Raw genomic sequence first — 25,481 nt, 5'->3', positions numbered from 1 at the left:
CATGAAGTGTCGGCAATCAGTGCACGGCAATTTCTGCTGTAGTTTTGATATACAGAAAGGTATCGAAGTGCGTTGAACAACTATCGACTGTTAGAACGCAAGAACTCCAAAGTTAGTAGAACCCCCTGTTTACCGATGCTAGACGAGCGGTCGCCTGCCGCAAAAGAACCAATAACGCTTAGGTTATACCCGACGAACGGAGTGTTGTCCGAGCAACACTTGTGTTGACCAAACAACATGATCACCCAACTAACGAATAACTAATCACGCACAAAAAAACGCACTCCACGTTGTTGTAGAGAACGTTATTTATCTGTGTTTTTCCGGTGCGAAGTTAAATGTCGTCAGTCGAAGTCCTTTTCCCGCCAGGCATCTTCGGCAATGTCCAACGCATCGCCGCTGAAACGCTGTTCAATGAATGGATCGGCGTGCAAATGAAAGCCGCTGCGCTCCCAGAAGCCCGGGTGTTCCTGATCGACGAATTCGAGCCCGCGCAGCCATTTCGCGCTCTTCCAGAAGTACCGCCCCGCCACTACCAGACGCAGTGGCCAACCATGTTGCGCGGTCAGCGGCTGACCGTCGTAATGGGTGGCCAGCAAGCTCTCCGGGTGCAACAGGTCATCGAGACGCAGGTTGGTCTGGTAATCGTGATCGGCATGAGCCATGACGAAGGTCGACGTCGGGCGGATGTCCAGGGTCTGCAACAGGTCTTGCAGGTGCACCCCGCTCCAGCGGGTGTCGAACTTCGACCAGCGTGTCACGCAATGAATGTCGCATTGCAACGAGCGTTGTGGCAGCGCTTGCAGACCGGCGTAGCTCAGCTCGACCGGGTTGGCCATGGCGCCGAACAGACGCAGCGACCACGTCGCCAGGTCATACGCTGGCACCTCGCCTTCGTGCAGGATCGGAAAACGCTCCGTCAGCACCTGCCCCGGTGGCAGCCGTTCGCCCAGCGCCACATCGGCTTTTGGCGAACGGCTCTTGCGCAGGCGCGCAGCCTTGTCTTGCATGTCGGCTCCTCAGTTCGCCACGGGAATCCACGGTGCCCGCGCGACATTGGCGGAGTCACCGAACGCCGGCAGCTTCTGCCCCAGGTCCCGCACGTTTTTCACGTCCAGATCCAGCAGCTGCTGACGGGTGATCAGGGTCGGCGGCACCAGCACCTTGTGCCCCGGATTTTCCCCGGCGATCAGCATCGCCAGACTGCGCACACTGATCGCCCCGGCCACTTGTGGATTGACCGCGGCGGTGGCGGCCCAGGCGCTGTCCGGCTCTTTCATGATCTGGATGTCGGCGGTGGAAATATCGGCGCTGTAGATCTTCACCTTGCGGCTCAGACCGGCCTCGTCCACGGCGATCTTCGCGCCTTTGGCGAACTCGTCGAACGGCGCGAAGATCACGCTGATCCCCGGATTGGCCCGCAGCACGGCGCTGGCCTGATCGGCCACCGAATTGGCAATCGGCGGATTGAGCGTGCCGAAGCGCGCCTTTTCGATGATCCCCGGATTACTCGTCTTGACCTGGCGCCAGATCTCGTCGCGGCGCTCCATAGGTGTGAAGCCGCTGATGTAGACATACCCGGCGTCGAAGCGGGTGCCGTTGTCCTTCACCGCTTGATCGAGTGCCAGACGCGCCAGTGCGTGGTGGTCCTGCTCGACCTGAGTTACCTGCGGCGTGTTCAGATCGACGTCGAAGGCAACGACCTTGATGCCTTTGGCGAGTGCCCGGTCGATCGGGCCTTTGAGGGTTTCCGCTAGCCCCAACTGGACGATGATGCCGTCGACGCCAAGGTCGGCGGCCTGATCGATCATTTCACCCTGACTGGCTGCCTGTTGCCGCGCGTCGAACACCCGCAGGTTGGCGCCCAGCGCTTCGGTCTGTTTCTCCACGCCGCGCAGATAGGCTTCAGGGAAATCCCCGGAAAATAAATAGCCCACCAGCGCGATCTGGACCTGCCCCTTGTCGAACGGTGCCGGTGCCCCCGGCAAGGCCTTGGCCTGCGCATTGAGGGCCAGGGGCGAGAGCAACGCCCCCGCGAGGCAATGACGTGCGAACTGCTTGATTGAACCGTGCATGGATCTTTCCTTGAAGCATCAATGAACCGGCTCAGCGCGCCCGATGCGCGAGGCCGAAGGTGAACATCAGGGCCAGCACCAGTACCAGTCCCTTGACGAAATCCTGCGCGTAATACGGCGCGTTGAGCATGGTCAGGCCGTTGAGCAACGAGGCCACCAGCAATGCGCCGACCAGCGTGCCGAACGCGTTGGGCTTCTTCGCCCCGAGCACGGCAAAACCGATCAGCGCAGCGCCCAGCGCGTCGAGTACCAGGCCATTGCCGGAGCTGACGTCACCGCGTCCCAACCGCGCCGCCAGCAGCAAACCACCGAGCGATGCCAGCAGCGCCGAGAGCAAGTAAGCGAGCAACTTGAAGCGTTGCACCGGCGCACCAGCCAGACGCGCCGCCTGCTCGTTACCGCCAATCGCATAGAACAACCGACCGATACGCGTGCGTTCGAGAAACAGCCACACCGCTACCGCGACAACCGCCGTTATCAACACCGGAATCGGCACAACGTCCCAAAGCCGCCCGCGCCCAAGCGCGAGAAACAGCGCACTGAACGCGCCCTCGGCTTCATCGCCATTGGGCAGGGTCATGCCCACCGCAATCGAGCGTCCGCCCGTGGGAATCAGTTGCACACCGATCACCAGAAACATGCTGCCGAGCGTCGCGAGAATGTCCGGCACGCGCATCTTCACGATCAGCCAGCCGTTGAGCAGCCCGACCAGCGCACCGCCCGCGAGGCTGATCAGCACTGCCGGCACCGCGCCCCAGCCGAGCACCACCATCACGTAACTGGCAATCATCAGACTCATGGCCGCCACCGCACCGATCGACAGATCCAGCCCGCCGACAGCCATGGTCAGCGTCACGCCCAACGCCAGCAGCGCAACAATCGACACCGACTGCAGGATGCTGAACAGGTTGCCGACCCGCAGAAACGCCGGTTCCGCGACACTGAAAAACACCACGATCAATGCCAGCACCCACAGCAGGCCGTAGCGAATCAGCGCCTGCACGAAGCGCTCGGATGTCGCCGGGACGGATGACAAAAGGGAACTCGAATCAGGCACTCGCTCTACTCCTTGGCGCGGCTTGAACAAAAGAACTTTGCGGATCGGTGCCGGCTAACGCGGCAACCAGGGTGGAGCGATCCAGGCCGGCACGCGGGTATTCGGCGACCACCGCGTGATCGCGTACCAGCAGAATCCGGTCAGCGATCTCCAGGGCTTCATCGACATCCGAACAGATCACCAGCGTCGCGCGAACGTTGGCGCTATCGCGCAGCAACTGACAGATCTCGCGTCGGGCACGGACATCAACGCCCTGAAACGGCTCATCGAGAATCAACACCCTGCCCTCGCCGAGTAGCCAGCGACCGAGCACGACCTTCTGTTGATTGCCGCCGGACAACGCACTCATCGGCACATCGATGCCGGCGGTCTTGATTCCCAGCGCCGCGACTTGCGCCTCCACCGCCGTCGCCTCGGCTCGGTTGCGGATGAAACCGCCACGGGTGAAGCGTTCGAGAAACGGCAAGGTCAGGGTTCGGCGCAATGAAAAATCCGGCACCAACGATTGACTGGCGCGGTCTTCGGCGACGAAGAACACGCCGCTCTGGATCGCCTGTCGGGGCGAGCCCGGTTGCCAGTCGAGGCCGTCCAGTTGCAGAGAGCCGGACAACGGATTGCGCAGACCGAACAGCACTTCGGCGATTTCGCTTTTGCCGGCGCCGAGCAATCCAGTCAGCACCACTACTTCGCCATCATGAAGGGTCAGGTTAAAAGCACGGGTGCGCGGCAGCAGCTTCACGTCGCGCAGCTTCAGCACTTCGCGTCCCGCTGCTCGCGACGTGTAAACATGCGCCTCCAGCGCCTGACCGAACATGGCTTCCAGCGCCTGAGGCAATTGCCGGGCACTGAATTCGCCGGCCAGTTGCCCGTCACGCAGGACGATGGCGCGATCCGCCACCCGTTGCAGATCCGACAGGCGATGGGAGATATAAATGATCGCCACGCCCCCGCTGCGCAGCGTGTCGATCAGGCCGAACAGGCGCTGCGCTTCGGCATCCGAGAGCGCCGCCGTGGGCTCATCGAGAATCAGCAACCGTGGCTGCAGGGCAAAGGCGCGGGCCAGCACCACCAGTTGCCGTTCGGCCTGGCCGAGGTGTTCGATCGGTTGCTCCAGCGGCAGCACCAGACCGAGCCTGGCGGCGATGCTCGCGGCGCGCTCCAGCAGGCGTTTGCGATTGAGCCAGAAGTCGGCGTCGGGGCGGCACAGCTCGTCGAGCAGCAGGTTCTCCGCAACGCTCAATCCGGGTGCGATGCCCTCGTTGATCTGCTGATGAACCGCGACGATGCCGAAGCGGCGCGCCGACAGCGGTGAACTGAAGTGCCGGGGCTGTCCATCGATCCAGATCTCGCCGCCATCGTGGGTCTGGCTGCCGGCGAGGATCTTCACCAGCGTCGATTTGCCCGCACCGTTGGCGCCGAGCAGCGCCACCACTTCGGCGGGAAAAATCTCCAGGCTGACCCGATCCAGCGCGCGGTTCGAGCCAAAGGTCTTGCTCAGGTCACGTACACGAATCAGCGGCTCGCAGGCCACGGCGACAGGCGCACTCATACAAATCCTTAAAGTCGATGGGCCAGATTGTGGCGCCCATCAGCAAGAAAATTCTGCAGAGCCTTTGATCGATTCAGCGCGTGCCGTCATGGCAATCGAGGGTTCTATTATTTGAAAGTCTGATTGGTGAGTCAGTAAAAGCTAAACGATCTTAAAAACGACAAACAAATACCGTTTTGGTATTAGCTTAGGCCCGGTACAGCCGTGCTGTCCGCGGGATCGGAATAGGTGCAATCAAGCAATCACTCCGGCAACCCCGCCAGTCGAAGCCCTTCAATGAACCGGACAAAATCCTCGGGCCGTTGAATCGGCAGCCAGTCCTTGAGGTGGCCCAGGCGCAACGCCGGGTTCAGCGTCTGCAAGCGCTGCATCGCCCAGCGGGCTTTATCCGGACGCCCGCCCAGCGCGTGGCTGGCCGCCACCAGCGCCGCCCCCACCAACAGCGTCGGCAGGTTGCCCAAGGCTTTTTCGGCGAAATCTGCCGAGGCCTCGAAGTCCCCGGCGAAGTAATGCGCCAGGGCCATGCCGACGTGCATTCTGAACATTTCCGGATCCAGCGGGCTCAAGCGAGCGGCATGGTTCAAGTCCTTGATGGCGGACGCGGTTTCACCGCGAAGCGCACGCAGGATTCCACCAAGAAACCACGCGGGTGCGAGATTGGGATTGAGCAGGCGCGCGCGGTCGAGCAAGGCGATGCCGGCGTCCACATCACCGGCCAGGTGCGCAAGCGCATGTCCGCCGCGCGTCAACGCCACCGCGTCATCGCGCCCCAGCGTGACCGCCAGACGCGCCAGACGAATGCCTTCGGCGATCTCGGCCGGCCGATCCGTCATCCAGCCATTGAGCTTGCGCCAGAAGTGACACCAGGCGGCCATGCCATAGGCCGATGCGAATTCCGGATCGAGTTCGAGGGTCTTGTAGAACATCGGCAGCGCTTGCTCGATGGCCTCCTGGGTACCGCTGTGAAGCTTTGCCATGGCGCGCAGGTAGTAATCGTAGGCATCCAGGCTTTCCGTCGGCTTGCGTTTGGCGCGCTCGATCTCCGCGCGTTCCAGTTGTGGCGCAATGGCCCCGACGACACTTTCGGTGATTTGATCCTGTAGCTTGAAGATGTCGTCGAGGGTGCCTTCGAAACGCTCGGCCCAGATGTGCGCGCCGTTCGTGGCGTCGATCAGTTGCCCGGTGATGCGCACCCGGTTTCCGCATTTGCGCACACTGCCTTCCAGCACATAGCGCACGCCCAGTTCCTGCCCGACCCCCTGGGCATCCACCGTGCGCCCCTTGAACGTGAAGCTCGAATTGCGTGCGATGACGAACAACCAGCGCAAACGCGACAAGGCCGCGATGATGTCCTCCACGACGCCGTCGGCAAAGTAGTCCTGTTCGGGATCGCCGCTCAGATTATAGAAAGGCAGGACGGTGATCGAGGGTTTGTCCGGCAGCACCAGTGCGTGGGGCGCTGCAGTTGAGCCCTCGTCGGTTTCAGGCACCGGCTCGGTCATATCGGCACTGACCCGGCCAATGAAACGATAGCCCTTGCGGGCGACCGTGCGCAGCAGACGCTGCTCATCGCCGGTATCACCGATGGCCTTGCGCACGGCGTTGATGTGGCTGGTGATCGTCGATTCGGAAACGATGCGCCCGCTCCATACCGTGCCGAGCAACTCGTCCTTGCTCAACACGCGTTCGGGGTTGCTGACGAACAGCAGCAACAGATCGAAGACCTGCGGGCCGACGGACACGACCTGCCCGCGCAAGGTCAGCTCGCGACGCTCCTGATCAAGTACATAGTCTTCAAACGTGAATGGCACAGCGAACGTCCCTTTGCGACGCGCCTTCAACTCCGTGTTCCCGGCGGCAGGTGGTGAGAAGTCGAGAACGATAATACGCCTGACTTGAACACGCCACTGCGTCCATTGCGGGGTGCTGGCTGGACAAAAATGCAAGGGGTCGACAAGGCAAACCCAAGGTCGCCGCAAGGACTTCGCTCCTTCGCATCGGCAATCTCTATCCCACCGACGCCAATAGTTGGCGTCATCGAGGAGAGAGACCCATGAAGATCGTCGTTATCGGAGGCTCCGGCCTCATCGGCTCGAAACTGGTGCCCCTTCTTCGCGAGCGCGGCCATGACGTACTCGCCGCCAGCCCCAGCACGGGCGTCAACAGCATCACCCGCGAAGGACTGGCAGCCGCCATGGACGGTACCGATGTGGTGGTCGACGTGGCCAATGCTCCGTCGTGGGAGGATCAAGCCGTCCTCGATTTTTTCGAGACCTCGAGCCGTAACCTGCTGGCGGCCGAGGCGGCTGCCGGGGTGCGTCATCATGTTGCACTGTCGATTGTCGGGTGTGAGCGCTTGCCCGAGGCCGGCTATATGCGCGCCAAGGTAGCCCAGGAAAACCTGATCAAGGCGTCCGGCATGCCTTACTCGATCCTGCGGGCCACGCAGTTTTTCGAGTTTGTCGGCGGCATCGCTGAGTCCTTTGCTGTCGCCGATGAACTTCATGTGCCACCAGCGCTAATTCAGCCGATTGCTTCTGATGACGTGGTGGCGGCGCTGGTAGACATCGTCCTGGCCGCTCCGCTCAACGGCTCAGTGGATGTCGGCGGGCCTGAAGCGCTGCCGCTGGACGAACTGGTCCGACGCTTTCTGCAAGCGAGCCAGGATAACCGCAAGGTCGTGCCGGACGTGCACGCGCGCTACTACGGGACGTTGCTCGACGATCAATCGCTGGTCACCGGCAAGCACTCGCGTCTGGGGGCCATCCGTTTTGAAGACTGGATTGCTCGGTCGACCGCGCGATAGTCATTCGCGCCATTCCCTTCCCTGTCTGCCAAGGAGACAAATCATGGTTATCCGATTTTTGCTGACTGCCCTATTCGCAGCGCTGTCGATCAGCGCCGTGTCGGCCGCCGAGCCACCCGCCGGCAAGGTCTCGGTAGTCTTTGATCGGCCGATTCCCAACATCCCCGGCAAAAGCATGAGAGGCGTGGTCGTCGAATACGGGCCGGGAGCGGCATCACCGTCCCACACCCATCCGAAAACCGCCTTCATCTACGCCACGGTTCTGGAAGGCTCATTCCGCATAAAAGTAAAAGGCGAGCCGGAGAAGATCTACCACGTCGGCGAAAACTTCGTCGAGGAGCCGGGCTCCGTGCATCTGGTGAGTGCCAACGCCAGCGACACCCAGCCCGCGCGCCTGCTGGCGGTGTTCGTGCTCGACACCGACGAAACGGTGCTCGTCACGCCCCTCAAAAAGTAAACCAGCAACCGACACTCAGCGTCGATGAGCCAGCGATCGCACCAGCCGATCGCCCAGGCTCTGCACGCCCTGGACGAGGATGACCAGCACCACCACAGTGGCGACCATCACTTCATTGTTGAACCGCTGATAGCCGTAACGGATGGCCAGATCGCCGAGCCCGCCGCCACCGATAACCCCGGCCATGGAGGAAAAACCGATCAGCATCACCAGCGTCAGGGTGATACCCGCTAGCAAGGCCGGCAGCGCTTCGGGCAACAGCACTTTAAAAATCACGTGGCGGATGTCACCGCCCATAGCGAGGATCGCTTCGATCCGGCCCTTTTCGACTTCGTCCAGGGCGTTTTCGACGATCCGCGCAAAAAACGGAAAGGCACCGATGGTGATCGGTACCACGGCGGCCGTGCTGCCCAGCGTGGTACCGACCACCATCCGGGTCAGCGGAATCAGGGCAATCAGCATCACCACGAACGGCAGCGAACGACCGAGGTTGATGATCGCGCCCAGTGCCTGATTGATCCGGGGCAACGGGTACAGACCCTGACGGCGACTGATGAAAAGCAACACCCCCAGCGGCAGGCCGATCAACAGCGTGAACAGCCCGGCGAGCAGCACCATGTACAGGGTTTCACCGGTTGCGTTGAGCACCAGTTGCAGGATTTCAATCCAGTCGACGGTACGGTTCATGAGTGGGCCGCCCGCACGCCGTATTGCCGCAGAAAACTCAGCCCCGGCGCGTCGTGACCCAGCGGCAAACCGCAACTGGGCCTCAGCGAGGCACCGAGCGCGGAATCCGGAGTGGCCAGCAATCTGGCGACCGGCCCCGCCTCCACCAGCCTTCCGTTGGCCATGGAAGCGACGTGATCGCAGATCGATCGCACCACGTCCAGTTCATGAGTGATCAGCACGATGGTCAGTCCGAGCTGACGATTGATGTCGCGCAGCAGCTCCAGAATCGACGCGGTGGTTTCCGGGTCGAGGGCGCTGGTGGCTTCATCCGACAACAGATACGCCGGCCGCGCCGCCAGGGCCCGGGCGATCCCGACCCGCTGCTTCTGCCCGCCGGACAGTTGCGAAGGAAAGGCTTCAGCCTTGTCGCTCAGGCCTACCAGATCCAGCAGTTCCCGAACCCGTTCATGACGCTGTGGTTTGGCGACTTTGGCAATTTCCAGCGGCACCGCGACGTTGTCGAACACATCGCGCGAATGCAGCAGGTTGAAACCCTGGAAGATCATGCCGATGCGCTGACGCTGACGACGCAGTTCGCTATCGGACAGCGCGGTGAGGTCTTCGCCGTCCAGCATTATCCGCCCGGAGTCCGGGCGTTCGAGCAGATTGAGGCAGCGAAGCAGCGTCGATTTCCCCGCGCCGCTACGCCCGAGAATCCCGTAGATCGCGCCATCGGGAATACTCAGCGACACCCGATCCAACGCCGGTGTTGGCGATGACAGATAGGTTTTGCTCAACTGCTCGACGACGATCACGGCTTGGCGTCCGCTACCGGAATCACCGAGCCCTTGAAGTTCTCGGCGATGTACTTGGCCACTTGCGGCGAAGTCAGGTCCTTGGCCAGTTGCTGGATACGCGGATCGCTCTCCAGTTTCGGCGTCGTCACCAGAATGTTGGCATAAGGGTTGTGCTCAGCCTTCTCCAGCCCCAGCGCATCCCTGGCCGGCACCAGCCCGGCTTCCAGCGCGTAGTTGCCGTTGATCACCGCCAGGTCCACGTCATCCAGTGCGCGGGGCAGTTGCGGCGATTCGATTTCAAGGATCTTCAGGTGTTTCGGGTTTTCGGCGATGTCCTTGGGCGTTGCCTGATCGGCCGCCGGGTCATTGAACCCGGGTTTGAGTTTGATCAGGCCGTTGTCCTGCAACAGGTAAAGCGCACGGCTCAAGTTAGTGACGTTATTGGGCACCGCGACCGTGCCCTTGTCCGGTACCTGGGCGACGGTTTTGTGGCGATGGGAGTAGATGCCCAACGGTTCGATGTGCACCGTCGCGGCCACTGCGAGTTTCTCGCCAAGGGCCTTTTCCTGGGATTGCAGGTACGGCAGATGCTGGAAGTAGTTGGCGTCCACATCGCCGTGCACCAGCAGTTCGTTGGAGTTCACGCCCTGCGGGATTTCGATCACCTTGAGGTTCAGTTGCGGATCGATCTTCTGGATGTAGGCCAGAATCTGCGCGTGGGGCACCGGATCGGCAGCAACGCGCAACGGCTCTAGCGCTTGAGCGCCAAACGAAGTCACCAGCGCGCCGAGGACGGCCAGGGTCAAGCCTGCTGTTTTCAACATGAGGAGAATCCTTTAGCGAGTGATGGATCAGGCGTTGGCGGTCTTGCGAGCCGCTGGTTCGGGCAGCAAGGCGTCGGCATAGAAGCGACGCGCCACATCAGGGTGCGAACGCAGCCGGCCCTTGAGGTAATTCCAGCCGACATCGCGGAACAGCGGATTGAGCGGATCGCTCGCCGGCCCCCGCGCTTCGCGCAGCAACACCGTCGGCAGCGGGTACAGCGGCACCACCGCGTCGAGTTGTGCGCCAAGGAAAAACGCGATGGACAAGCGCTCGCTACCCGCCGGCGGCGAGACCACCCGATGCACCGTGGCGCGCAGGTAACCGTTGGTGGCCAGTTCCAGCAATTCGCCGATGTTGACCACCAGGGTGTTGTCCCGAGGTAACGCATCGATCCAGCGCCCCTCTTCGATTTCCACTTGCAGTCCGGCCTGCTGGTCTTGCAGCAGAAAGCTGAGAAAACCCGAATCCTTGTGCGCGCCGACGCCCTGGTTGCTCGCCGTCGAGGACTGCCCCGGATAGCGCATCAGCTTGATGTGTTCGTTGGGTTTGTCGCCGTACAACCGGTCGAAGGCGTTCTCCGGCAGCGCGAGTGCCTGGGCGAAAGCGCGCAGCAGGCGCAAAGACATTTGGGTCATTGCTTGCTGCCAATCGAGCAGCAATGGTTTGAGTTGCGGCAACGCTTCGGGCCATTGATTGGGCCCTTGCAGACGCGCCCACAGCGGACTGTCGGCCGTCAGCGGCAATACCTCACGCTCGGCACCCAGATCGAACTGTTCACGTTGATCCGGCTGGCCGCGAGTGATCTCCGAAGCTGCGCGGTTGTAACCGCGAAAATGCGGCGAATTGATCATCCCGACAGCGGCTTTTTCACTGTCGGGCAAGGCGAAAAACTGGCGGGCGTGATCCTGAACCTGCTTGAGAAGATTGGCGTCGATGCCATGGCCGGTCAGGTAGAAAAACCCGACGTCCCGTGCGGCGTGACGCAACTCATCGAGAAAGGCCTGGCGCTGCTGCGGCGTACCGTCGAGCTGCGACAGGTCAAGGGTCGGTAATGCGGTGATGTCCAAGGTATGCGGCATGATTCACTCCCGTGTGAATCAAACCTGAAGAGCCTGTGATCGATTCAGCGTGTGCCGTCATGGCAATCGGGGGTCTGTCGGTTTGATGCTTTTGATTCATCTGTGAATCAAAACTAAACGATATATAAAGATCCGAACAAATATCTTTTTTGCATTAGCTTAGGCCAGTCTATCGGGGGCTCAACTGACCTCAGGACCGATCGCGGCAATCGGCTTGCCGTTGAGATCGGTCTGGGAGAAGGCTTCGAGGACCTTGCCACCGTGGGTGGTAGAGTCGCCGAGGCGGATTGCGTCTTTCATGTTGTCACTCCTTACCACCGGTCACAGTACGCCGGCGAGCAGGATCGGGCAATTGGACGAAGGTTCGGGTGTCCGGTGATCGAACGGTTTCAATCACCGCGCTTTCGTCGGATCAAAGCAGACTCCACGACACTCCGACATACATCGCCATGCCCTCGCCCGGCGTGGAGCGTGCGGCGTCCAGGCCTTTATCGTCGTAGCCCGGCGTAACGGTAGCGGCGTAGTGCTTGTCGGTCAGGTTGCGCATATCCAGCCAGGTCTGCCAGTCGCCCTTCGGTGCGTTGTAACCGAGGGTCGCGCCGAAGGTGGCGTAAGGGTCGGCGTAGTAGCTGTTGGCGTAATCCACCGCGACTTTCGACACCAGTTGCGTGTTGACTGCCGCGAAGAAACCCTTCGGGAAGTCGTAGCGCAGTTCACCTTGGTAATAATGCATCGGCAGTCCTGGCAGGCGGTTATCACCGAAGCGGTCGTCGTCGCGGTAGTGGAAGTCGCTGAAGGTGTAGGCTTGGCGCAGGCTCAACTTGCCACCATCGTTCGCTGACCACAGGTTGCTGTTCAGGCTGGCTTCGACACCTTGGTGCACGGTCGGGCTGGCGTTGAGTTCGTAAGGTATAGTGGCGTTGGCGTCCGGCAATACCGAGAGCAATTCGTGGCGCACCTGGGCGTAGTACCACGCCAGGCTCCATTCGCCGAGTGCGCTGTCGCCACGGCCGCCGAGTTCCAGCGTCGTCGCGGTCTGGTTCTGCAGTTTGACCGGATCACGCTGGGTACCGGTGGCGGCGCCGCTGCCCGCCGGGAACCGTACGTTGGAGCTGTAGATCAATGACCACGGATGCGGCGCTTCGACCGAGCGGCTGAGGTTGCCGAACAGTTGCAGATCCGGCGTCACCTGATAACGCAGGCCCAGACGTGGTGCATAGTCCCAGTCACCGAGGCTGGTCTTGCCGCCACCTTCGGGATAGGTCACGGCGCTTTCGCGGCGGGTGTAGATCGCTGCGAGGCCGGTGGTCAGCCACAGGTCGTCGGCGATTTCCAGATCGTTGCCCACGTGCAGGACAGAGTCCGAACCCTGATAAGTGAAGTTGCGCATAGGCGTGCCCGGCGCATAGCGGGCGGTGTTGCCGGTAGGAATTCGCACCCGTTCGCTGGCCCCGTCGTTGGGCAGGTGTTTGGTCACCCGCAGGCCCATGGTGCTGTTGCTCTCCATGCCCCAGAGCGTGTCGCGGCGCTTGTAGTCGAACGTGCCGCTGACATCGGTGTACGCGACCTTCAAGCGGTTCGGGCCTTCGCGCAGGTCCATCGGGTAATCGTGATAAACCAGACCGGTCTGGATGCTCGAATCGTCATCGATGTAGTACGTGGTCTTGTTACCGATGAAGGTGCTGCCCGGCTGATCGCGGCTGTCGTTGCGCGTCACGTAGGCCGGGTTGGCCGCACGCGGATCATGTTCGATGGAATGCTTGGTCACCCGCCCGGCGAGGTCGTTGTCAGTCTCACGGTGACGGATGTAGAAGCGCGTTTCCAGATTCGGATTGAAGCGATAACCGAAGTTGGCGATCACACCCTGGCTCTTGCTGGTGGTGTGATCCTGATAACCATCGGAGTGTGCATCGGTCATCGACAGGTAGTAATCGAAATCGCCCAGCACCTGGCCCGAGCTGACTTGCCGTTGCGCATAGCCGTGGCTGCCCATGACGTAACGCACATTCAGCAACGGCGCGTTGTAGCCGGTGTGGCTGATGTAATCGACCGCCCCACCCAACGCCAGCGCACCACGATCAAAACCATTGGCACCGCGCAACACTTCCACATGGTCAAGCCACAGCGGCTCCAGCAACTCGTAGGGCGTACCGCCGGGCCCGCTCAGCGGCAGACCGTCGAGCATCGTGTACAACCCCGACGCGTGAGCACCGGGAGCCCGATTGATGCCCGAGCCGCGAATCGAGATCTTCACCCCTTCGTTGCCCGCCGACTGCGCATATACGCCCGGCTGATACGCCAGCACATCCTGATTGCTTGCCACCCGCCCCTGCATCGGGCGGCGCATATCGACCACGTTGGTGCCACCGGGAACCTGTGCCAACCGGGCCTTGGCCTCCTCCAGCGAAAGGTCTTCGCCAGTCTGTTCTTCAGCCCCGATCAGCACCTGCCCCAACTCCATGCCCTGAGACTCGGCTTCGACCGGACAGGCAAGGGCCAGCCCCAGCAATGCGGCGGGCAGTGTTTTGAGCGAGGGCATCGAGAGAACTCCAGACAGACAGTTACGGGCAGTGAGAACTGCGACGTATGAATGAACGAAGTAAACACATGGTGATTTTGTTTTTTGTCAGGTAAACAGGCGTCTGAGTTTCTGGACTGTAATCAAACAAAGGAGATGCAGGGATGGCCGAAACAGTATTGAAGTCGAAGATGGCCAATTTTCTGGTGACCGACGCCGAAGTGAACTACGAGGATGTGGGCGAGTTCTACGAGGTCGTCGGCAGCGGCAATGTCGGCGTGTTGGCCGGCGTGCTCGAGGGGTTCAGAAATCACTACGGCGGGTTCTGGGCGGCAAAGTAACCGTGACCCAGAACGCTGTTCACTTGAACGCCAATGCCATGAACCGCATGGCTCAGGACGGGACACTCGACGTCGAACTACCGATGACATCGATCCGCAAGGTCACCGTCGAAGGTGGTTTCGTGACGAAGATCGTCCGTCTCGACACCGACGCGTACAGCGTCAGATTCCGCTGTTTCGGTGCGAAGGACGTTGCCTCACTGATCGCCAAACAGGCTCTTTCGCAATCGTTGAAACGCGCACGCTGATCAGGCCCGGGCCTGAATGCCCGGGTTGGACCCAGGCTCAGAAGAAGCCCGCGAAGTCAGCGTCCATCGCGGGCCGGTCGTAATCGAGAAGATATGCATGATGCCGGCGATACAGCCTTGAAAGCAGATCCTTGTTGGGCCCGACCACGTCCATCCCTCGGTCGTCGTAAGGAAAAACCATCACTCCGGCCTTCAGGTTGAACAGGTAGATCGCGCAGCGTGGATTCGGCGCAATCGCACCAAAATCCGTGGCCAGTGCGCACCAGAGCAATGCCTGAAGCATCCTTGCGGGCACTTCGAACGCGAGGTTGATCCAGTACTCGGGCTCGCTTTTGCAGAACCAGTCATCCGGATCGGTGCGTTCACTCCAGATCGAGCGTTCTGCAGGTATCTCGATACCTGCAGATCGAACGGACTGAAGCAACGCTCGATGGGCAAATCGCTGGCCGCCGGAGTGAAAGCGCAGGCACGTCACCAGCGTGGGCTCGTCACTGAAAATGTCGGTACAGATCTCGGTCGATTTTCGCAAGGCCAACAGGAACTGTTCGATCATTCCTCCGGTTTCGGAGAGTTCGAAACGCAGTCCTCCCGGGCAGGAATAAAACAGGGGCCTTGCGAAGGCCTGTTCGGTAAAAATCCGCTCGATTTCAAGATGAAGATTCACTGAAGTCCTTTTCGGTCGATGTGATGTGGGTGGCTATAGCGCCCTGTTAATTCTTGCACTTGGCCAACACCACCTGACAAGTACCGGGCGTACCGCCGGAGCGGCTTGCGTAGCGCATGCAGTTATCCATGGACTTTTTCTGTGCCTGGCCCAGGGTCTGTCCCCAGGCCAGGCCACCCTCGCCCATCGTCGGCACGGCTTTGGCATAGCAGCGATCACCCACGGTCGCATAGCGAGCCTTGCTGGAGCAGCCTGTCGTCAACGTCAGCATGATCGCGCAAAGAAAATACGCGCAATGGCGTATCTGTATCCGGTTCATCTCGTTTTACCTGCGCAACTTGGGACTGACGGGCTCAGTTTATCCGCAATGACCCGGGAACCGTTCATTGCTCCGTCGCCTGCCGGTACTGACGCGGTGTGAATCCGGTCGAGGCCTTGAATTGGCGAGTGAAGGCGCTGTGGTCGGTGTAGCCGCACTGCAGGGCGACTTCGGTGATCGGCAGGTCGGTGTGCAGCAAGCGATGGGCATGTTCCAGCCGTACCTTCTGGATCATCTGCCGGGGCGTCAGGTGGAACACGCGTTTGCAGTAGCGCTCCAGTTGCGCCACCGAAATACCGGCGATCCGCGTCAGCTCGCCCAGTGTCACCCGCCGATTGAAATGCGTTCGAATGTGCTCGTCGACGGCGGCCAGCCGCTCGAAGGCCGGGTGGGTTTCGCTGGCCGATTGCAGATCCACCGAAATCCCCGCCAGACCGATGATCGCGCCATCGCGGTTGTACAACGGTCGCTTATGGGTCAGGCACCAACCCGGTTCGCGGCTGCCGTAGAGGTGCAATTCCAGCTGATCCTCCAGCATCCACCCTTCTTCCAGCACCCGCCGATCCTGCTCGGTGTAGCCCGGTCCCAGTTGCGCGGGAAATACCTGCGCACTGGTTTTGCCGAGCAGCGGCTTCAGGTCTTTCAACCCGCAGCGCTGCACCAGTGTACGGTTGGCCAGGACGTAACGCGCGTCCGGATCCTTGATGAAAATCACCGCATTCGGGATCACGTCGAGCATCGGCAACAGCGCAGCAACGCCCGCCACCAAGGCTTCGAGGGTCTGGGGGCGATTGTGCTCATCGCCCTCGCACAGGCGCGCAAATGCGTTCTGCATCGTCGGTGTTTTCCTTCGCGGGTGAATCGGCCAACGGCCCGCCAAACGGCGTTCGCGTGCAGAGTGCAGCAACGTCAGCAGCCTGTCGAGGCCTGCCGTCGTTCAGTGCAATTGTGCTGATTTCGTCATCCATCCCTGCGCAAAACATCAATCACGCGACGGCCGATGAGTTCAATGTTGGCCCGTCCCAGTGACATACACCTGCCTATCCAATAACTCACAAGAAGGCGACGCCATGTCAGGCCAAGGCAAGTTCAAAAAACAGCTTTCATTGATCGACCTCACTTTTATCGGGCTCGGAGCGATCTTCGGTTCGGGGTGGCTGTTCGCGGCCAGTCACGTCTCTGCGATTGCCGGGCCGGCGGGGATTTTTTCCTGGCTGCTGGGCGGTTTCGCCGTATTGCTGTTGGGCATCGTCTACTGCGAACTGGGCGCCGCGCTGCCCCGGGCCGGCGGAGTGGTGCGTTATCCGGTCTACAGCCACGGCCCGCTGCTTGGTTATCTGATGGGTTTCATCACGCTGATCGCGTTTTCCAGCCTGGTGGCGATCGAGGTGGTTGCCTCTCGCCAGTACGCGGCGGCGTGGTTTCCCGGCCTGACCAAAGCCGGCAGCGGTGATCCAACAGTGCTGGGCTGGCTAGTGCAGTTCGCGCTGCTCTGCGTGTTCTTCCTGCTCAACTACCGCAGCGTGAAGACCTTCGCCAAGGCCAACAACCTGGTGAGCGTGTTCAAGTTCATCGTGCCGCTGCTGGTGATCGGTGTGCTGTTCACCTTCTTCAAACCGGAGAACTTTCAGGTTCAGGGTTTCGCACCTTTCGGGCTCTCGGGCATCGAGATGGCGGTTTCTGCCGGCGGCGTGATCTTTGCCTATCTCGGCCTGACCCCGATCATCTCGGTGGCCAGCGAAGTGAAGAATCCACAACGCACGATTCCCATTGCGCTGATCCTTTCGGTGCTGCTGTCGACTGCAATATACGTGTTGCTGCAAACGGCGTTCCTTGGCGGCATCCCGACTGAACTGCTCGCCAATGGCTGGGCCGGGGTTTCCAAGGAATTCGCCCTGCCGTATCGCGATATCGCCCTGGCGCTCGGCGTGGGCTGGCTGGCCTATCTGGTGGTTGCCGACGCGGTGATCTCGCCCAGCGGCTGCGGCAACATCTACATGAATGCCACGCCACGAGTGATCTACGGCTGGGCGCAGACCGGCACCTTCTTCAAAGTCTTCACCCGCATCGATGAGAAATCCGGCATCCCGCGCCCGGCACTGTGGCTGACCTTTGCCCTGTCGGTGTTCTGGACCCTGCCGTTCCCGTCCTGGGAAGCGCTGATCAACGTGGTATCCGCCGCACTGGTGTTGAGCTACGCCGTAGCCCCGGTGACCGTCGCCGCGCTGCGTCGCAATGCGCCAGACATGCCGCGCCCGTTTCGAGTCAAGTGCATGGGCGTGCTGGGGCCGGTGTCGTTCATCATCGCGGCGCTGATCGTCTACTGGTCGGGCTGGGACACCGTGTCCTGGCTGCTCGGCCTGCAAATCCTGATGTTTGTCGTGTACCTGCTGTGTGGCCGTTTCGTTCCGACCAGACATCTGAGCCTTGCCCATCAAGTGCGCTCATCCGCGTGGCTGATCGCCTTCTACACCGTAACCATCGTCCTGTCGAAACTCGGCACTTTCGGTGGTCTGGGCATCCTCGCCCACCCTTTCGACACGCTGGTCGTCGCCGCTTTCGCCACCGGCATTTATTACTGGGGCGCCGCCACTGGCGTACCGGCGCACCTGCTGCGCCTGGAGTCCGAAGAGGATGAAAGCGAAGTCGCTTCGCCGTCCCCGGCCTCCGCTGCCAACCCGCGCGCTGCCGGCGCTTATTGAAACCTCTTGAAGGGACACGAACATGAATCGCGTACACGTCATTGATTCCCACACCGGCGGTGAACCCACGCGTCTGGTGATGAAGGGTTTCCCCGATCTGCCGGGCAACACCATGGCCGAAAAGCGCGATGCCCTGCGCAACCAGCACGACCGCTGGCGCCGGGCCTGCCTGCTGGAACCACGTGGCAACGATGTGCTGGTGGGCGCGCTGTATTGCGAGCCGGTGTCGCCGGACGCCACCTGCGGGGTGATCTTCTTCAACAACGCCGGTTATCTGGGCATGTGCGGCCACGGCACCATCGGCCTGATCGCCTCCTTGCAGCACCTGGGGCTGATCGCTCCAGGCGTGCACAAGATCGACACACCGGTCGGCCCCGTCAGCGCGACGTTGCATGAGGACGGCGCCGTGACCTTGGGCAACGTGCCGGCTTATCGATTGCGCAAACAAGTGGCGGTCGAGGTGCCGGGCTACGGACGCTTCCTCGGCGATATCGCCTATGGCGGCAACTGGTTTTTCCTGGTGTCGGAGCACGGCCAGACGCTGACGATGGACAACGTCGAAACCCTGACCGACTTCACCTGGAAAATGCTCAAGGCTCTCGAAGACCAAGGCATTCATGGCGAGGATGGCGCTGTCATCGACCACGTCGAACTGTTCGCCGATGACGACCACGCCGACAGCCGCAACTTCGTCATGTGTCCCGGCAAAGCCTACGACCGCTCCCCGTGCGGCACCGGCACCAGCGCCAAACTCGCCTGCCTGGCCGCCGATGAAAAACTTCAGCCCGGCCAGCGCTGGGTGCAGGCCAGCATCACAGGCAGCCAGTTCGAAGGTCGCTTCGAACGGGAAGGTGAACGCGTGCGCCCGTTCATCACCGGCCGCGCCTACATGACCGCCGACAGCACGCTGCTGATCGACGAAGACGATCCGTTCGCGTGGGGCATCTGAGCCGCTGCGCTGCTTTCCCAAACCCATCTGAATGACCGTTCCAAGGAGAACAATAATGAGCGACAACATCTTCACCGGCTGCATGCCCGCCCTGATGACACCGTGCACCGCCGCACGCAAACCGGACTTCGATGCGTTGGTGGCCAAGGGTCGCGAGCTGATCGATATCGGCATGAGCGCTGTCGTGTATTGCGGCTCCATGGGTGACTGGCCGCTGCTCACCGAGGCCGAGCGCCAGGAAGGCGTGGCGCGACTGGTGGCTGCAGGGATTCCAACGATCGTCGGTACTGGCGCCATCAACACTCGTGAAGCGGTGTCCCACGCGGCCCATGCGGCCAAAGTCGGTGCTCAGGGTTTGATGGTGATTCCACGGGTGCTGTCCCGTGGCGCTTCGCTCGCCGCGCAAAAGGCGCACTTCTCCGCGATTCTGCAAGCCGCACCGAACCTGCCGGCAGTGATCTACAACAGCCCTTACTACGGCTTCGCGACCCGTGCCGACCTGTTCTTCGAACTGCGCCGTGAGTACCCGAACCTGATCGGCTTCAAGGAGTTCGGTGGTGGCGCCGACCTGCGCTACGCCGCTGAAAACATCACCTCCAAGGACGATGACGTAACCCTGATGGTCGGCGTTGACACCCAAGTCGTACACGGTTTCGTCAACTGCAACGCCACCGGCGCGATCACCGGCATCGGCAACGCCCTGCCCCGCGAAGTGCTGCAACTGGTGGCTCTGAGCAAGCAAGCCGCCAAGGGGGATGCCAAGGCCCGACGTCAGGCCCGGGAGCTGGAATCGGCGCTGGCAGTGCTGTCGTCCTTCGACGAAGGCACGGATCTGGTGCTGTATTACAAACACCTGATGGTGCTCAACGGCGACAAGGAATACACCCTGCATTTCAACGAGACCGATGTGCTCAGCGACTCGCAGCGTCGTTACGCGGAAGCCCAGTACGTGCTGTTCCGTCACTGGTACGAAAACTGGTCGGCGGAACAGAACTTCGCCTGACCCGCAGCCTCGTTTCAGCCCGCCGTGATTACCGGCGGCGGGCCTTCTTTCTTTTCAGGAACATGCCATGTCTCTTACGGGCAAACTGCTGATCGGTCAGCAAAACCTCTCGGGCAATCGCGAGGTCATTCAGGGAATCAACCCGGCCACCGACGCGCCGCTGGAGCCCGCTTACGCCGGCGGCTCCGCCGAACATGTCGAGAAAGCCTGCGCACTGGCCTGGGCCGCGTTCGACCGTTATCGCGAAACCGCGCTGGACGCACGCGCCGAATTTATCGAAACCATTGCCAACGAAATCGAAGCCCTCGGCGATGAGTTGATCGAACGCGCCATGGCCGAAACCGGTCTGCCGCGCCCTCGCCTGTTGGGCGAACGCGGACGTACCTGCCAGCAATTGCGCCTTTTCGCCCGCACCGTACGGGCCGGCGAATGGCTGGATGTGCGGGTCGACAGCGCTCAGCCGCAGCGCCAGCCGATGCCGCGCTCGGATCTGCGTCAACGCCAGATTGCGCTGGGGCCGGTGGCGGTGTTCGGCGCGAGCAATTTCCCCCTCGCCTTCTCCGTCGCTGGCGGCGATACCGCTTCAGCACTGGCCGCCGGATGCCCGGTAATCGTCAAGGCCCACGGCGCCCATCCCGGCACCAGCGAATTGGTCGGCCGCGCCGTGGCTCGGGCCGTCAAGGCCTGCGGTCTGCCTGAGGGTGTGTTCTCGTTGTTGTATGGTTCCGGACGCGAAGTCGGCATTGCGCTGGTCAGCGATCCACGCATCAAAGCCGTCGGCTTCACTGGTTCGCGCAGCGGCGGACTCGCGTTGATCAAAGCGGCTCAGGCTCGCCCCGAACCGATTCCGGTGTATGCGGAAATGAGTTCGATCAACCCGGTGCTGTTGTTTCCCGCTGCGTTGCACAATCGCCCGCAAGTACTGGCCGAAGGTTTTGTTGCCTCGCTCACGCTGGGTGCCGGACAGTTCTGCACCAATCCCGGCCTGGTGATCGCCCTCAAGGGACCGGCGCTGGACACCTTCATTGGCGCTGCCGCCGAGTTCATTCAGCGCAGTCCGGCCCAGACTATGCTCACGCCCGGCATCTTCAATGCCTACGAGTCCAGCGTGAATACCCTGGCGGAGAATCCACGCGCACGTCTTGCAGTGGTCGGCCAGAGAGGGACCGGTCCGAACCAGGGTCAGGCCCATGTCTTTGTCGCCGATGCTGCGGACTTTCTCGCCGATCACGCGCTGCACGCCGAAGCTTTTGGCGCAGCGTCGCTGGTCGTGCAATGTGCCAGCCATGATGAAATCCGCCAGGTTCTGGAACAGCTGGAAGGTCAACTGACCGCCACCCTGCATCTGGATGACGAGGATCTGGATCAGGCCCGTTCACTGCTGCCGACGCTGGAGCGCAAGGCCGGACGCTTGCTGGTAAACGGCTGGCCGACCGGGGTCGAAGTCTGCGATGCGATGGTACATGGCGGGCCGTTCCCAGCCACGTCCGACCCGCGCACCACGTCGGTCGGCACGGCGGCGATCCTGCGTTTCCTGCGCCCGGTCTGCTATCAGGATTTCCCCGACGCCTTGCTGCCAACTGCGCTTAAACAGGCCAATCCACTGGCGCTGCGACGCCTGTTCGATGGCCAAAGGGAAGCCTGAAACCATGTCGAACCTCACCCATGACATCGCCGTGGTCGGCGCGGGCATCATCGGCGTTGCCTGCGCACTGCGTCTGGCGCGGCAGGGATTGCAGGTGGTCGTGATCGACCCGCAGGAACCCGGCCACGGCGCATCGTTCGGTAATGCCGGGCACCTGGCCACCGAGCAGGTTTTTCCGATTGCCGACCTGTCGATCCTCAAGCGCTTGCCGGCCATGCTCATGGACCCGATGGGGCCGTTGCGCCTGGACTGGAAATACCTGCCCTGCGCCCTGCCCTGGTTCACTCGCTTGTTGCTGAATCTGCGCTCGGCGCCGTTCCAGCGCACGGTGGCAGGTCTGCGAGCGCTCAATGAGAGTTCGCTGGAGGCCTGGCACCGGTTGCTCGGTGACATCCAGCGACCTGATCTGCTGAAGGTGGAGGGTTCGCTGCTGGTGTTCGAACGTCCCGATTCGCGCCCGGCCATTGAAGCGTTGCAGGCGCGCTTGCGTCAGCAACAGGTCCCAGTCGATTTATGGCAAGCGGCTGCGGTGCGGGACAGCGCACCGCAACTGAGCGAACATCTTCAGGGCGGACTGTTTTTCCCGAGTACCGGGCACTTCATCGATCCTTACCGGGTGGTGTGCGAACTGGTCAGCGCCGCCAAGGCCTGCGGCGTACAGTTTGTGAAGCAACGGGTCGAGGGCGGGCAGCTGCATACCCAGGGCGTTTCGCTCAATACCGGAACAGGCAGCCTGGGTGCCCGTCGGGTATTGATCGCCTGCGGTGCTCACTCGGCCACGCTGACTAAAGCGCTGACGGGCAAGAAAGTGCCGCTGGACACCGAGCGCGGTTATCACCTGATGCTGCCTCAGGAGCACAACCGGCTGCCCTTCCCCGTCACGTCACTGGAACGCAAGTTCATCATGACGCCGATGTCCGAAGGCTTGCGTCTGGCGGGCACCGTCGAGTTCGCCGGGCTTGAAGCACCGCCAACCATGGCACGGGCCTGGCAGCTGCATCGATTGAGCAAGGGCTTGTTTCGTGAGGAGTTGAATGTTGAGGCGGCCACACCGTGGATGGGGTTCAGGCCTTCGCTGCCGGACTCGTTGCCGATCATCGATCAGACAGACGACGGCAAGGTGCTGCTCGCGTTCGGGCATCAGCATCTGGGGCTGACGCAGGCGGCGGTGACGGCGGAGATGGTTGAGCGGATGGTATCGCCGCTGGCTGCGACTCGGGGGGTGGAGCTGCCGAGTGTCGAGCCTTACAGGCTGGATCGTTTCTGAAAAAGCGAAAGGCCTGCTTTTGAGGGCAGGCCTTTTGTATTTATTGCAGTGTCTCGATCAACCCTGACGCGCCGTCAGCGCCGCATACCCATTCATCAAATTGCGATAGTTCGGAATCCGCTGGGACAGCAGATTGCCCAGCCCTTCAATATCGTTGCGCCAGTCGCGGTGCAGCTCACAGGCCACGGAGAACCAGTTCATCATCTGTGCGCCGGCCTGGGTCATGCGGTTCCACGCAGCTTGCTGCACGGTGGTGTTGAAGGTGCCGGAGGCATCAGTCACCACGAACACGTCAAACCCTTCCGCCAGTGCCGACAAGGTCGGGAACGCTACGCATACGTCGGTCACGACACCGGCAATGATGATCTGCTTGCGGCCGGTAGCCTTGATCGCCTTGACGAAGTCTTCGTTATCCCAGGCGTTGATCTGGCCCGGGCGGGCAATGTACGGCGCATCCGGGAACATTTCCTTGAGCTCCGGCACCAGCGGGCCGTTCGGGCCTTGTTCGAAACTGGTGGTGAGAATGGTCGGCAACTCGAAGAATTTTGCCAGGTCGGCCAGTGCCAGCACGTTGTTCTTGAACTCGTTCGGCGAGAAGTCCTGTACCAGCGAAATCAGACCGGTCTGGTGATCGACCAGCAGAACCACAGCGTCGTCTTTGTTCAGGCGGTTGTAGGTTGCAGTGCTCATTTTGAATCCCTTTTTAGTTGTGGAAGTTCGCTTGCGTTCAAGATGGGCACAGATTAATGACTCGCCTGAAAGCGATAAATCACCTGCAAAGCGTTTAACCGTCACCCCAAACGAGACAATCCGATCAAAGCGAGGCTCAATCACGCTGCGGTCCCGATCTTCCCGCCGATCCTTGTCATAATGTTCGCCAGCAACACGTTCAGAACGACATCCAGGGAAAAGTTGATGCTCGGACGCAACACACAAGCGCCCACTGCGAACGACACGCGGCGCCCCGCCGGCAAAGCGATGAAGGCCGGTTCGACCTTTCGACTGACCGTAAGCTTCATGCTGGTGGTGGTCGTGGCGTTTCTGGCGGTCGAGAGCTGGCGGACGTGGCGTGACTATCGTTCGGTTTTTGCGTCCGCGCGCGATTCGGTGACCAACCTGGCCCGCGCCACGGCCCAGCACGCCGAAGATACGATTCGCCAGGTCGATGTGGTCACCGCCGGGCTGGCCGAGCGTGTCGAAGGTGACGGTTTGCAGAACCTCGATGTCCCGCGCATTCACAAGCTGCTGGTGCAGCAATCGAAAATCATGCCGCAGTTGCACGGTCTGTTCATCTACGGGCCGGACGGCCACTGGATCGTGACCGACAAAGAAGTCACCCCGGAAATGGCCAACAACGCCGACCGCGATTATTTCCAGTACCACCGCACCCATGAGGATCGGCAAGTGCGCATCGGCCAGGTGGTCGAGAGCCGCTCCACCCATGACCTGATCATTCCCATCTCCCGCCGTTTGAACAACCCCGATGGCTCGTTCGCCGGCGTGCTGCTGGGGACGGTCAAGGTCAGTTACTTCGTCGACTATTACGGCGATTTCCGGATCGATGATAAAGGCGCACTGGTGCTGGCCATGCGTAACGGCACGATTCTGGTTCGCCGTCCTTTCATCGCCTCCGTGGTGGGCAAAAGCCTGGCGAACAGCGAGATCTTCAAGACTTACCTGCCCAGTTCCAACGAAGGCATTGCCCAGATCCGGGCAGTGGTCGATGACACCGAGCGCCTGTACGGCTATCGCGCCCTGACCACCTATCCGCTGGTGGTGGAGGCCGGCCTGTCGAAAGATTCCATCACCGCGCCGTGGCGTCGGGATTTGCTGAAAAACGGCTTCGTGCTGATTTTCCTGATTCTGCTCCTCGCCGGTTTCGGGCTGATCGTACTGAGCCAACTGCGTCAGCGGATCGCGATGGAACGGGAAATCCGTTCCGCCCACCAGGCCATGCGCGACATGGCACTGACCGACAGCCTCACCGGCCTCGGCAACCGTCGGCGCCTGGACAATGCGCTGGCGGACGAGATTCGTCTGGCCCGCCGTCAGGGCTCGTCGCTGTCGTTGATCATGCTCGATGTCGACCACTTCAAACGCTACAACGACCGTTATGGCCACGCCGCCGGCGACGACTGCCTGAACGCCGTCGGACGCGTAATCCAGCAAGCGGTCAAACGCCCCGGCGATCTCGCCGTGCGCTACGGCGGCGAAGAATTCACTGTGCTGCTGCCCAACACCGAAAACGCCGGCGCCATTCAAGTCGCCGAGGACATCCTGCAAGCCATCCGCTTGCTGGAACTGGAACACACCGGGCATCCTCTCGGGTACGTCACCGCCAGCGCCGGCATTGCGACCCGTCATGCAGTTGACGACGCCGTGACCCCGGCCATGTTGCTGAAGTCGGCAGATACCTGCCTGTATCAGGCGAAGCGGCTGGGGCGCAATCGTTGGTGTTCGGCGGAGGAGTCAGTGTGACTGATGACAGCAAGCGCAAGCCCGATTCCACGT

General features: G+C 61.4%; 24 protein-coding genes and 1 pseudogene. 10 read left to right on the top strand and 15 right to left on the bottom strand.

The genetic code is table 11. The features are described 5' to 3' along the window. Nucleotides 1–344: 344 nt before the first annotated feature. The 5 genes from NH234_RS13395 to NH234_RS13375 form a co-directional block, all read right to left on the bottom strand. On the bottom strand, nucleotides 345–1,010 hold the full coding sequence (locus NH234_RS13395) for a sulfite oxidase-like oxidoreductase (protein ID WP_367256949.1): 666 nt from the start codon (nucleotides 1,008–1,010) through the stop codon (nucleotides 345–347). A gap of 9 nt (nucleotides 1,011–1,019) precedes the next feature. Then, nucleotides 1,020–2,075 carry a substrate-binding domain-containing protein gene (locus NH234_RS13390; RefSeq protein WP_367256948.1) on the bottom strand — a complete coding sequence of 352 codons (1,056 nt, stop codon included), beginning with the start codon at nucleotides 2,073–2,075 and terminating at the stop codon, nucleotides 1,020–1,022. Between the two features lie 31 nt (nucleotides 2,076–2,106). Beyond that, nucleotides 2,107–3,132, bottom strand: a complete 1,026-nt coding sequence (locus NH234_RS13385; protein WP_367256947.1) for an ABC transporter permease — start codon at nucleotides 3,130–3,132, stop codon at nucleotides 2,107–2,109. Beyond that, complete coding sequence (locus tag NH234_RS13380) at nucleotides 3,125–4,681, bottom strand: sugar ABC transporter ATP-binding protein (protein WP_367256945.1); 1,557 nt, start codon at nucleotides 4,679–4,681, stop codon at nucleotides 3,125–3,127. The genes NH234_RS13385 and NH234_RS13380 overlap by 8 nt, the downstream gene beginning before the upstream one ends. 242 nt (nucleotides 4,682–4,923) lie before the next feature. Next, nucleotides 4,924–6,492, bottom strand: coding sequence for a winged helix-turn-helix domain-containing tetratricopeptide repeat protein (locus NH234_RS13375; RefSeq protein ID WP_367256943.1), 1,569 nt, complete (start codon nucleotides 6,490–6,492; stop codon nucleotides 4,924–4,926). Between the two features lie 242 nt (nucleotides 6,493–6,734). Between NH234_RS13375 and NH234_RS13370 the strand changes: the two genes are divergently transcribed. Both NH234_RS13370 and NH234_RS13365 read left to right on the top strand, forming a co-directional pair. Continuing rightward, nucleotides 6,735–7,487 (top strand): SDR family oxidoreductase, encoded by a 753-nt coding sequence (locus NH234_RS13370; RefSeq protein ID WP_085733996.1) that lies wholly within the window; start codon nucleotides 6,735–6,737, stop codon nucleotides 7,485–7,487. 43 nt (nucleotides 7,488–7,530) lie between these two features. Further along, nucleotides 7,531–7,944, top strand: coding sequence for a cupin domain-containing protein (locus NH234_RS13365; RefSeq protein ID WP_085733995.1), 414 nt, complete (start codon nucleotides 7,531–7,533; stop codon nucleotides 7,942–7,944). A gap of 15 nt (nucleotides 7,945–7,959) precedes the next feature. On the opposite strand, the gene NH234_RS13360 is transcribed toward NH234_RS13365, so the two are convergent. The 6 genes and pseudogenes from NH234_RS13360 to NH234_RS13335 form a co-directional block, all read right to left on the bottom strand. Continuing rightward, nucleotides 7,960–8,631 carry a methionine ABC transporter permease gene (locus NH234_RS13360; RefSeq protein ID WP_367256941.1) on the bottom strand — a complete coding sequence of 224 codons (672 nt, stop codon included), beginning with the start codon at nucleotides 8,629–8,631 and terminating at the stop codon, nucleotides 7,960–7,962. After that, the gene (locus tag NH234_RS13355) at nucleotides 8,628–9,428 is read right to left on the bottom strand and encodes a methionine ABC transporter ATP-binding protein (RefSeq protein ID WP_367256939.1); all 801 of its coding nucleotides are present in this window, start codon (nucleotides 9,426–9,428) and stop codon (nucleotides 8,628–8,630) included. The genes NH234_RS13360 and NH234_RS13355 overlap by 4 nt, the downstream gene beginning before the upstream one ends. Next, complete coding sequence (locus NH234_RS13350; protein WP_367256937.1) at nucleotides 9,425–10,234, bottom strand: MetQ/NlpA family ABC transporter substrate-binding protein; 810 nt, start codon at nucleotides 10,232–10,234, stop codon at nucleotides 9,425–9,427. Before NH234_RS13350 ends, NH234_RS13355 begins: the two co-directional genes overlap by 4 nt. A gap of 27 nt (nucleotides 10,235–10,261) precedes the next feature. After that, nucleotides 10,262–11,314: an isopenicillin N synthase family dioxygenase gene (locus tag NH234_RS13345; RefSeq protein WP_367256935.1), complete on the bottom strand. Its 1,053-nt coding sequence runs from the start codon at nucleotides 11,312–11,314 to the stop codon at nucleotides 10,262–10,264. A 183-nt stretch (nucleotides 11,315–11,497) separates the two neighbouring features. Beyond that, nucleotides 11,498–11,614, bottom strand: a pseudogene (locus NH234_RS13340) (PAAR domain-containing protein); the annotation flags it as partial. A gap of 112 nt (nucleotides 11,615–11,726) precedes the next feature. Beyond that, the gene (locus NH234_RS13335; protein WP_367256934.1) at nucleotides 11,727–13,853 is read right to left on the bottom strand and encodes a TonB-dependent receptor family protein; all 2,127 of its coding nucleotides are present in this window, start codon (nucleotides 13,851–13,853) and stop codon (nucleotides 11,727–11,729) included. Between the two features lie 143 nt (nucleotides 13,854–13,996). On the opposite strand from NH234_RS13335, the gene NH234_RS13330 reads away from it, so the two are divergent. Next, a complete protein-coding gene (locus NH234_RS13330; RefSeq protein WP_367256933.1) occupies nucleotides 13,997–14,173 on the top strand; it encodes a hypothetical protein in 177 nt (58 codons plus the stop codon). A gap of 2 nt (nucleotides 14,174–14,175) precedes the next feature. Further along, nucleotides 14,176–14,421, top strand: a complete 246-nt coding sequence (locus tag NH234_RS13325) for a hypothetical protein (protein WP_367256931.1) — start codon at nucleotides 14,176–14,178, stop codon at nucleotides 14,419–14,421. Nucleotides 14,422–14,458: 37 nt separating this feature from the next. Here the strand turns inward: NH234_RS13325 and NH234_RS13320 are convergent, their stop codons facing one another. The 3 genes from NH234_RS13320 to NH234_RS13310 form a co-directional block, all read right to left on the bottom strand. Beyond that, the gene (locus NH234_RS13320) at nucleotides 14,459–15,085 is read right to left on the bottom strand and encodes a DUF3885 domain-containing protein (RefSeq protein WP_367256930.1); all 627 of its coding nucleotides are present in this window, start codon (nucleotides 15,083–15,085) and stop codon (nucleotides 14,459–14,461) included. A gap of 46 nt (nucleotides 15,086–15,131) precedes the next feature. After that, complete coding sequence (locus NH234_RS13315) at nucleotides 15,132–15,404, bottom strand: hypothetical protein (protein ID WP_085733988.1); 273 nt, start codon at nucleotides 15,402–15,404, stop codon at nucleotides 15,132–15,134. A 64-nt stretch (nucleotides 15,405–15,468) separates the two neighbouring features. Then, entirely contained in the window at nucleotides 15,469–16,239 is a 771-nt protein-coding gene (locus NH234_RS13310; protein ID WP_367256928.1) for a helix-turn-helix domain-containing protein, read from the bottom strand. Nucleotides 16,240–16,474: 235 nt separating this feature from the next. Here NH234_RS13310 and NH234_RS13305 point away from each other — a divergent pair, with 235 nt between their 5' ends. The 5 genes from NH234_RS13305 to NH234_RS13285 all read left to right on the top strand — a co-directional run bounded on the left by NH234_RS13305 (nucleotide 16,475) and on the right by NH234_RS13285 (nucleotide 22,970). Continuing rightward, a complete protein-coding gene (locus NH234_RS13305; RefSeq protein ID WP_367256926.1) occupies nucleotides 16,475–18,106 on the top strand; it encodes an APC family permease in 1,632 nt (543 codons plus the stop codon). Nucleotides 18,107–18,128: 22 nt separating this feature from the next. Further along, nucleotides 18,129–19,055, top strand: a complete 927-nt coding sequence (locus NH234_RS13300; RefSeq protein WP_367256924.1) for a 4-hydroxyproline epimerase — start codon at nucleotides 18,129–18,131, stop codon at nucleotides 19,053–19,055. A gap of 55 nt (nucleotides 19,056–19,110) precedes the next feature. Beyond that, nucleotides 19,111–20,058, top strand: coding sequence for a dihydrodipicolinate synthase family protein (locus NH234_RS13295; protein ID WP_367256922.1), 948 nt, complete (start codon nucleotides 19,111–19,113; stop codon nucleotides 20,056–20,058). 67 nt (nucleotides 20,059–20,125) lie between these two features. Beyond that, entirely contained in the window at nucleotides 20,126–21,703 is a 1,578-nt protein-coding gene (locus NH234_RS13290) for an aldehyde dehydrogenase (NADP(+)) (RefSeq protein ID WP_367256920.1), read from the top strand. A gap of 4 nt (nucleotides 21,704–21,707) precedes the next feature. After that, complete coding sequence (locus NH234_RS13285) at nucleotides 21,708–22,970, top strand: NAD(P)/FAD-dependent oxidoreductase (RefSeq protein ID WP_367256918.1); 1,263 nt, start codon at nucleotides 21,708–21,710, stop codon at nucleotides 22,968–22,970. Between the two features lie 57 nt (nucleotides 22,971–23,027). Here NH234_RS13285 and ycaC read toward each other — a convergent pair whose 3' ends face one another. After that, nucleotides 23,028–23,660, bottom strand: coding sequence for an isochorismate family cysteine hydrolase YcaC (gene ycaC / locus NH234_RS13280; RefSeq protein WP_085708478.1), 633 nt, complete (start codon nucleotides 23,658–23,660; stop codon nucleotides 23,028–23,030). 225 nt (nucleotides 23,661–23,885) lie between these two features. On the opposite strand from ycaC, the gene NH234_RS13275 reads away from it, so the two are divergent. Then, a complete protein-coding gene (locus tag NH234_RS13275) occupies nucleotides 23,886–25,448 on the top strand; it encodes a diguanylate cyclase (RefSeq protein ID WP_367256916.1) in 1,563 nt (520 codons plus the stop codon). Nucleotides 25,449–25,481 lie beyond the last annotated feature (33 nt).

Origin of the sequence: Pseudomonas sp. stari2 (genome assembly GCF_040760005.1) — a bacterium.
Taxonomy (GTDB): Bacteria; Pseudomonadota; Gammaproteobacteria; order Pseudomonadales; family Pseudomonadaceae; genus Aquipseudomonas.
The sequence above is the reverse complement of the archived record's forward strand: the minus strand, read 5'-3'. Positions and strand labels throughout refer to the sequence as shown.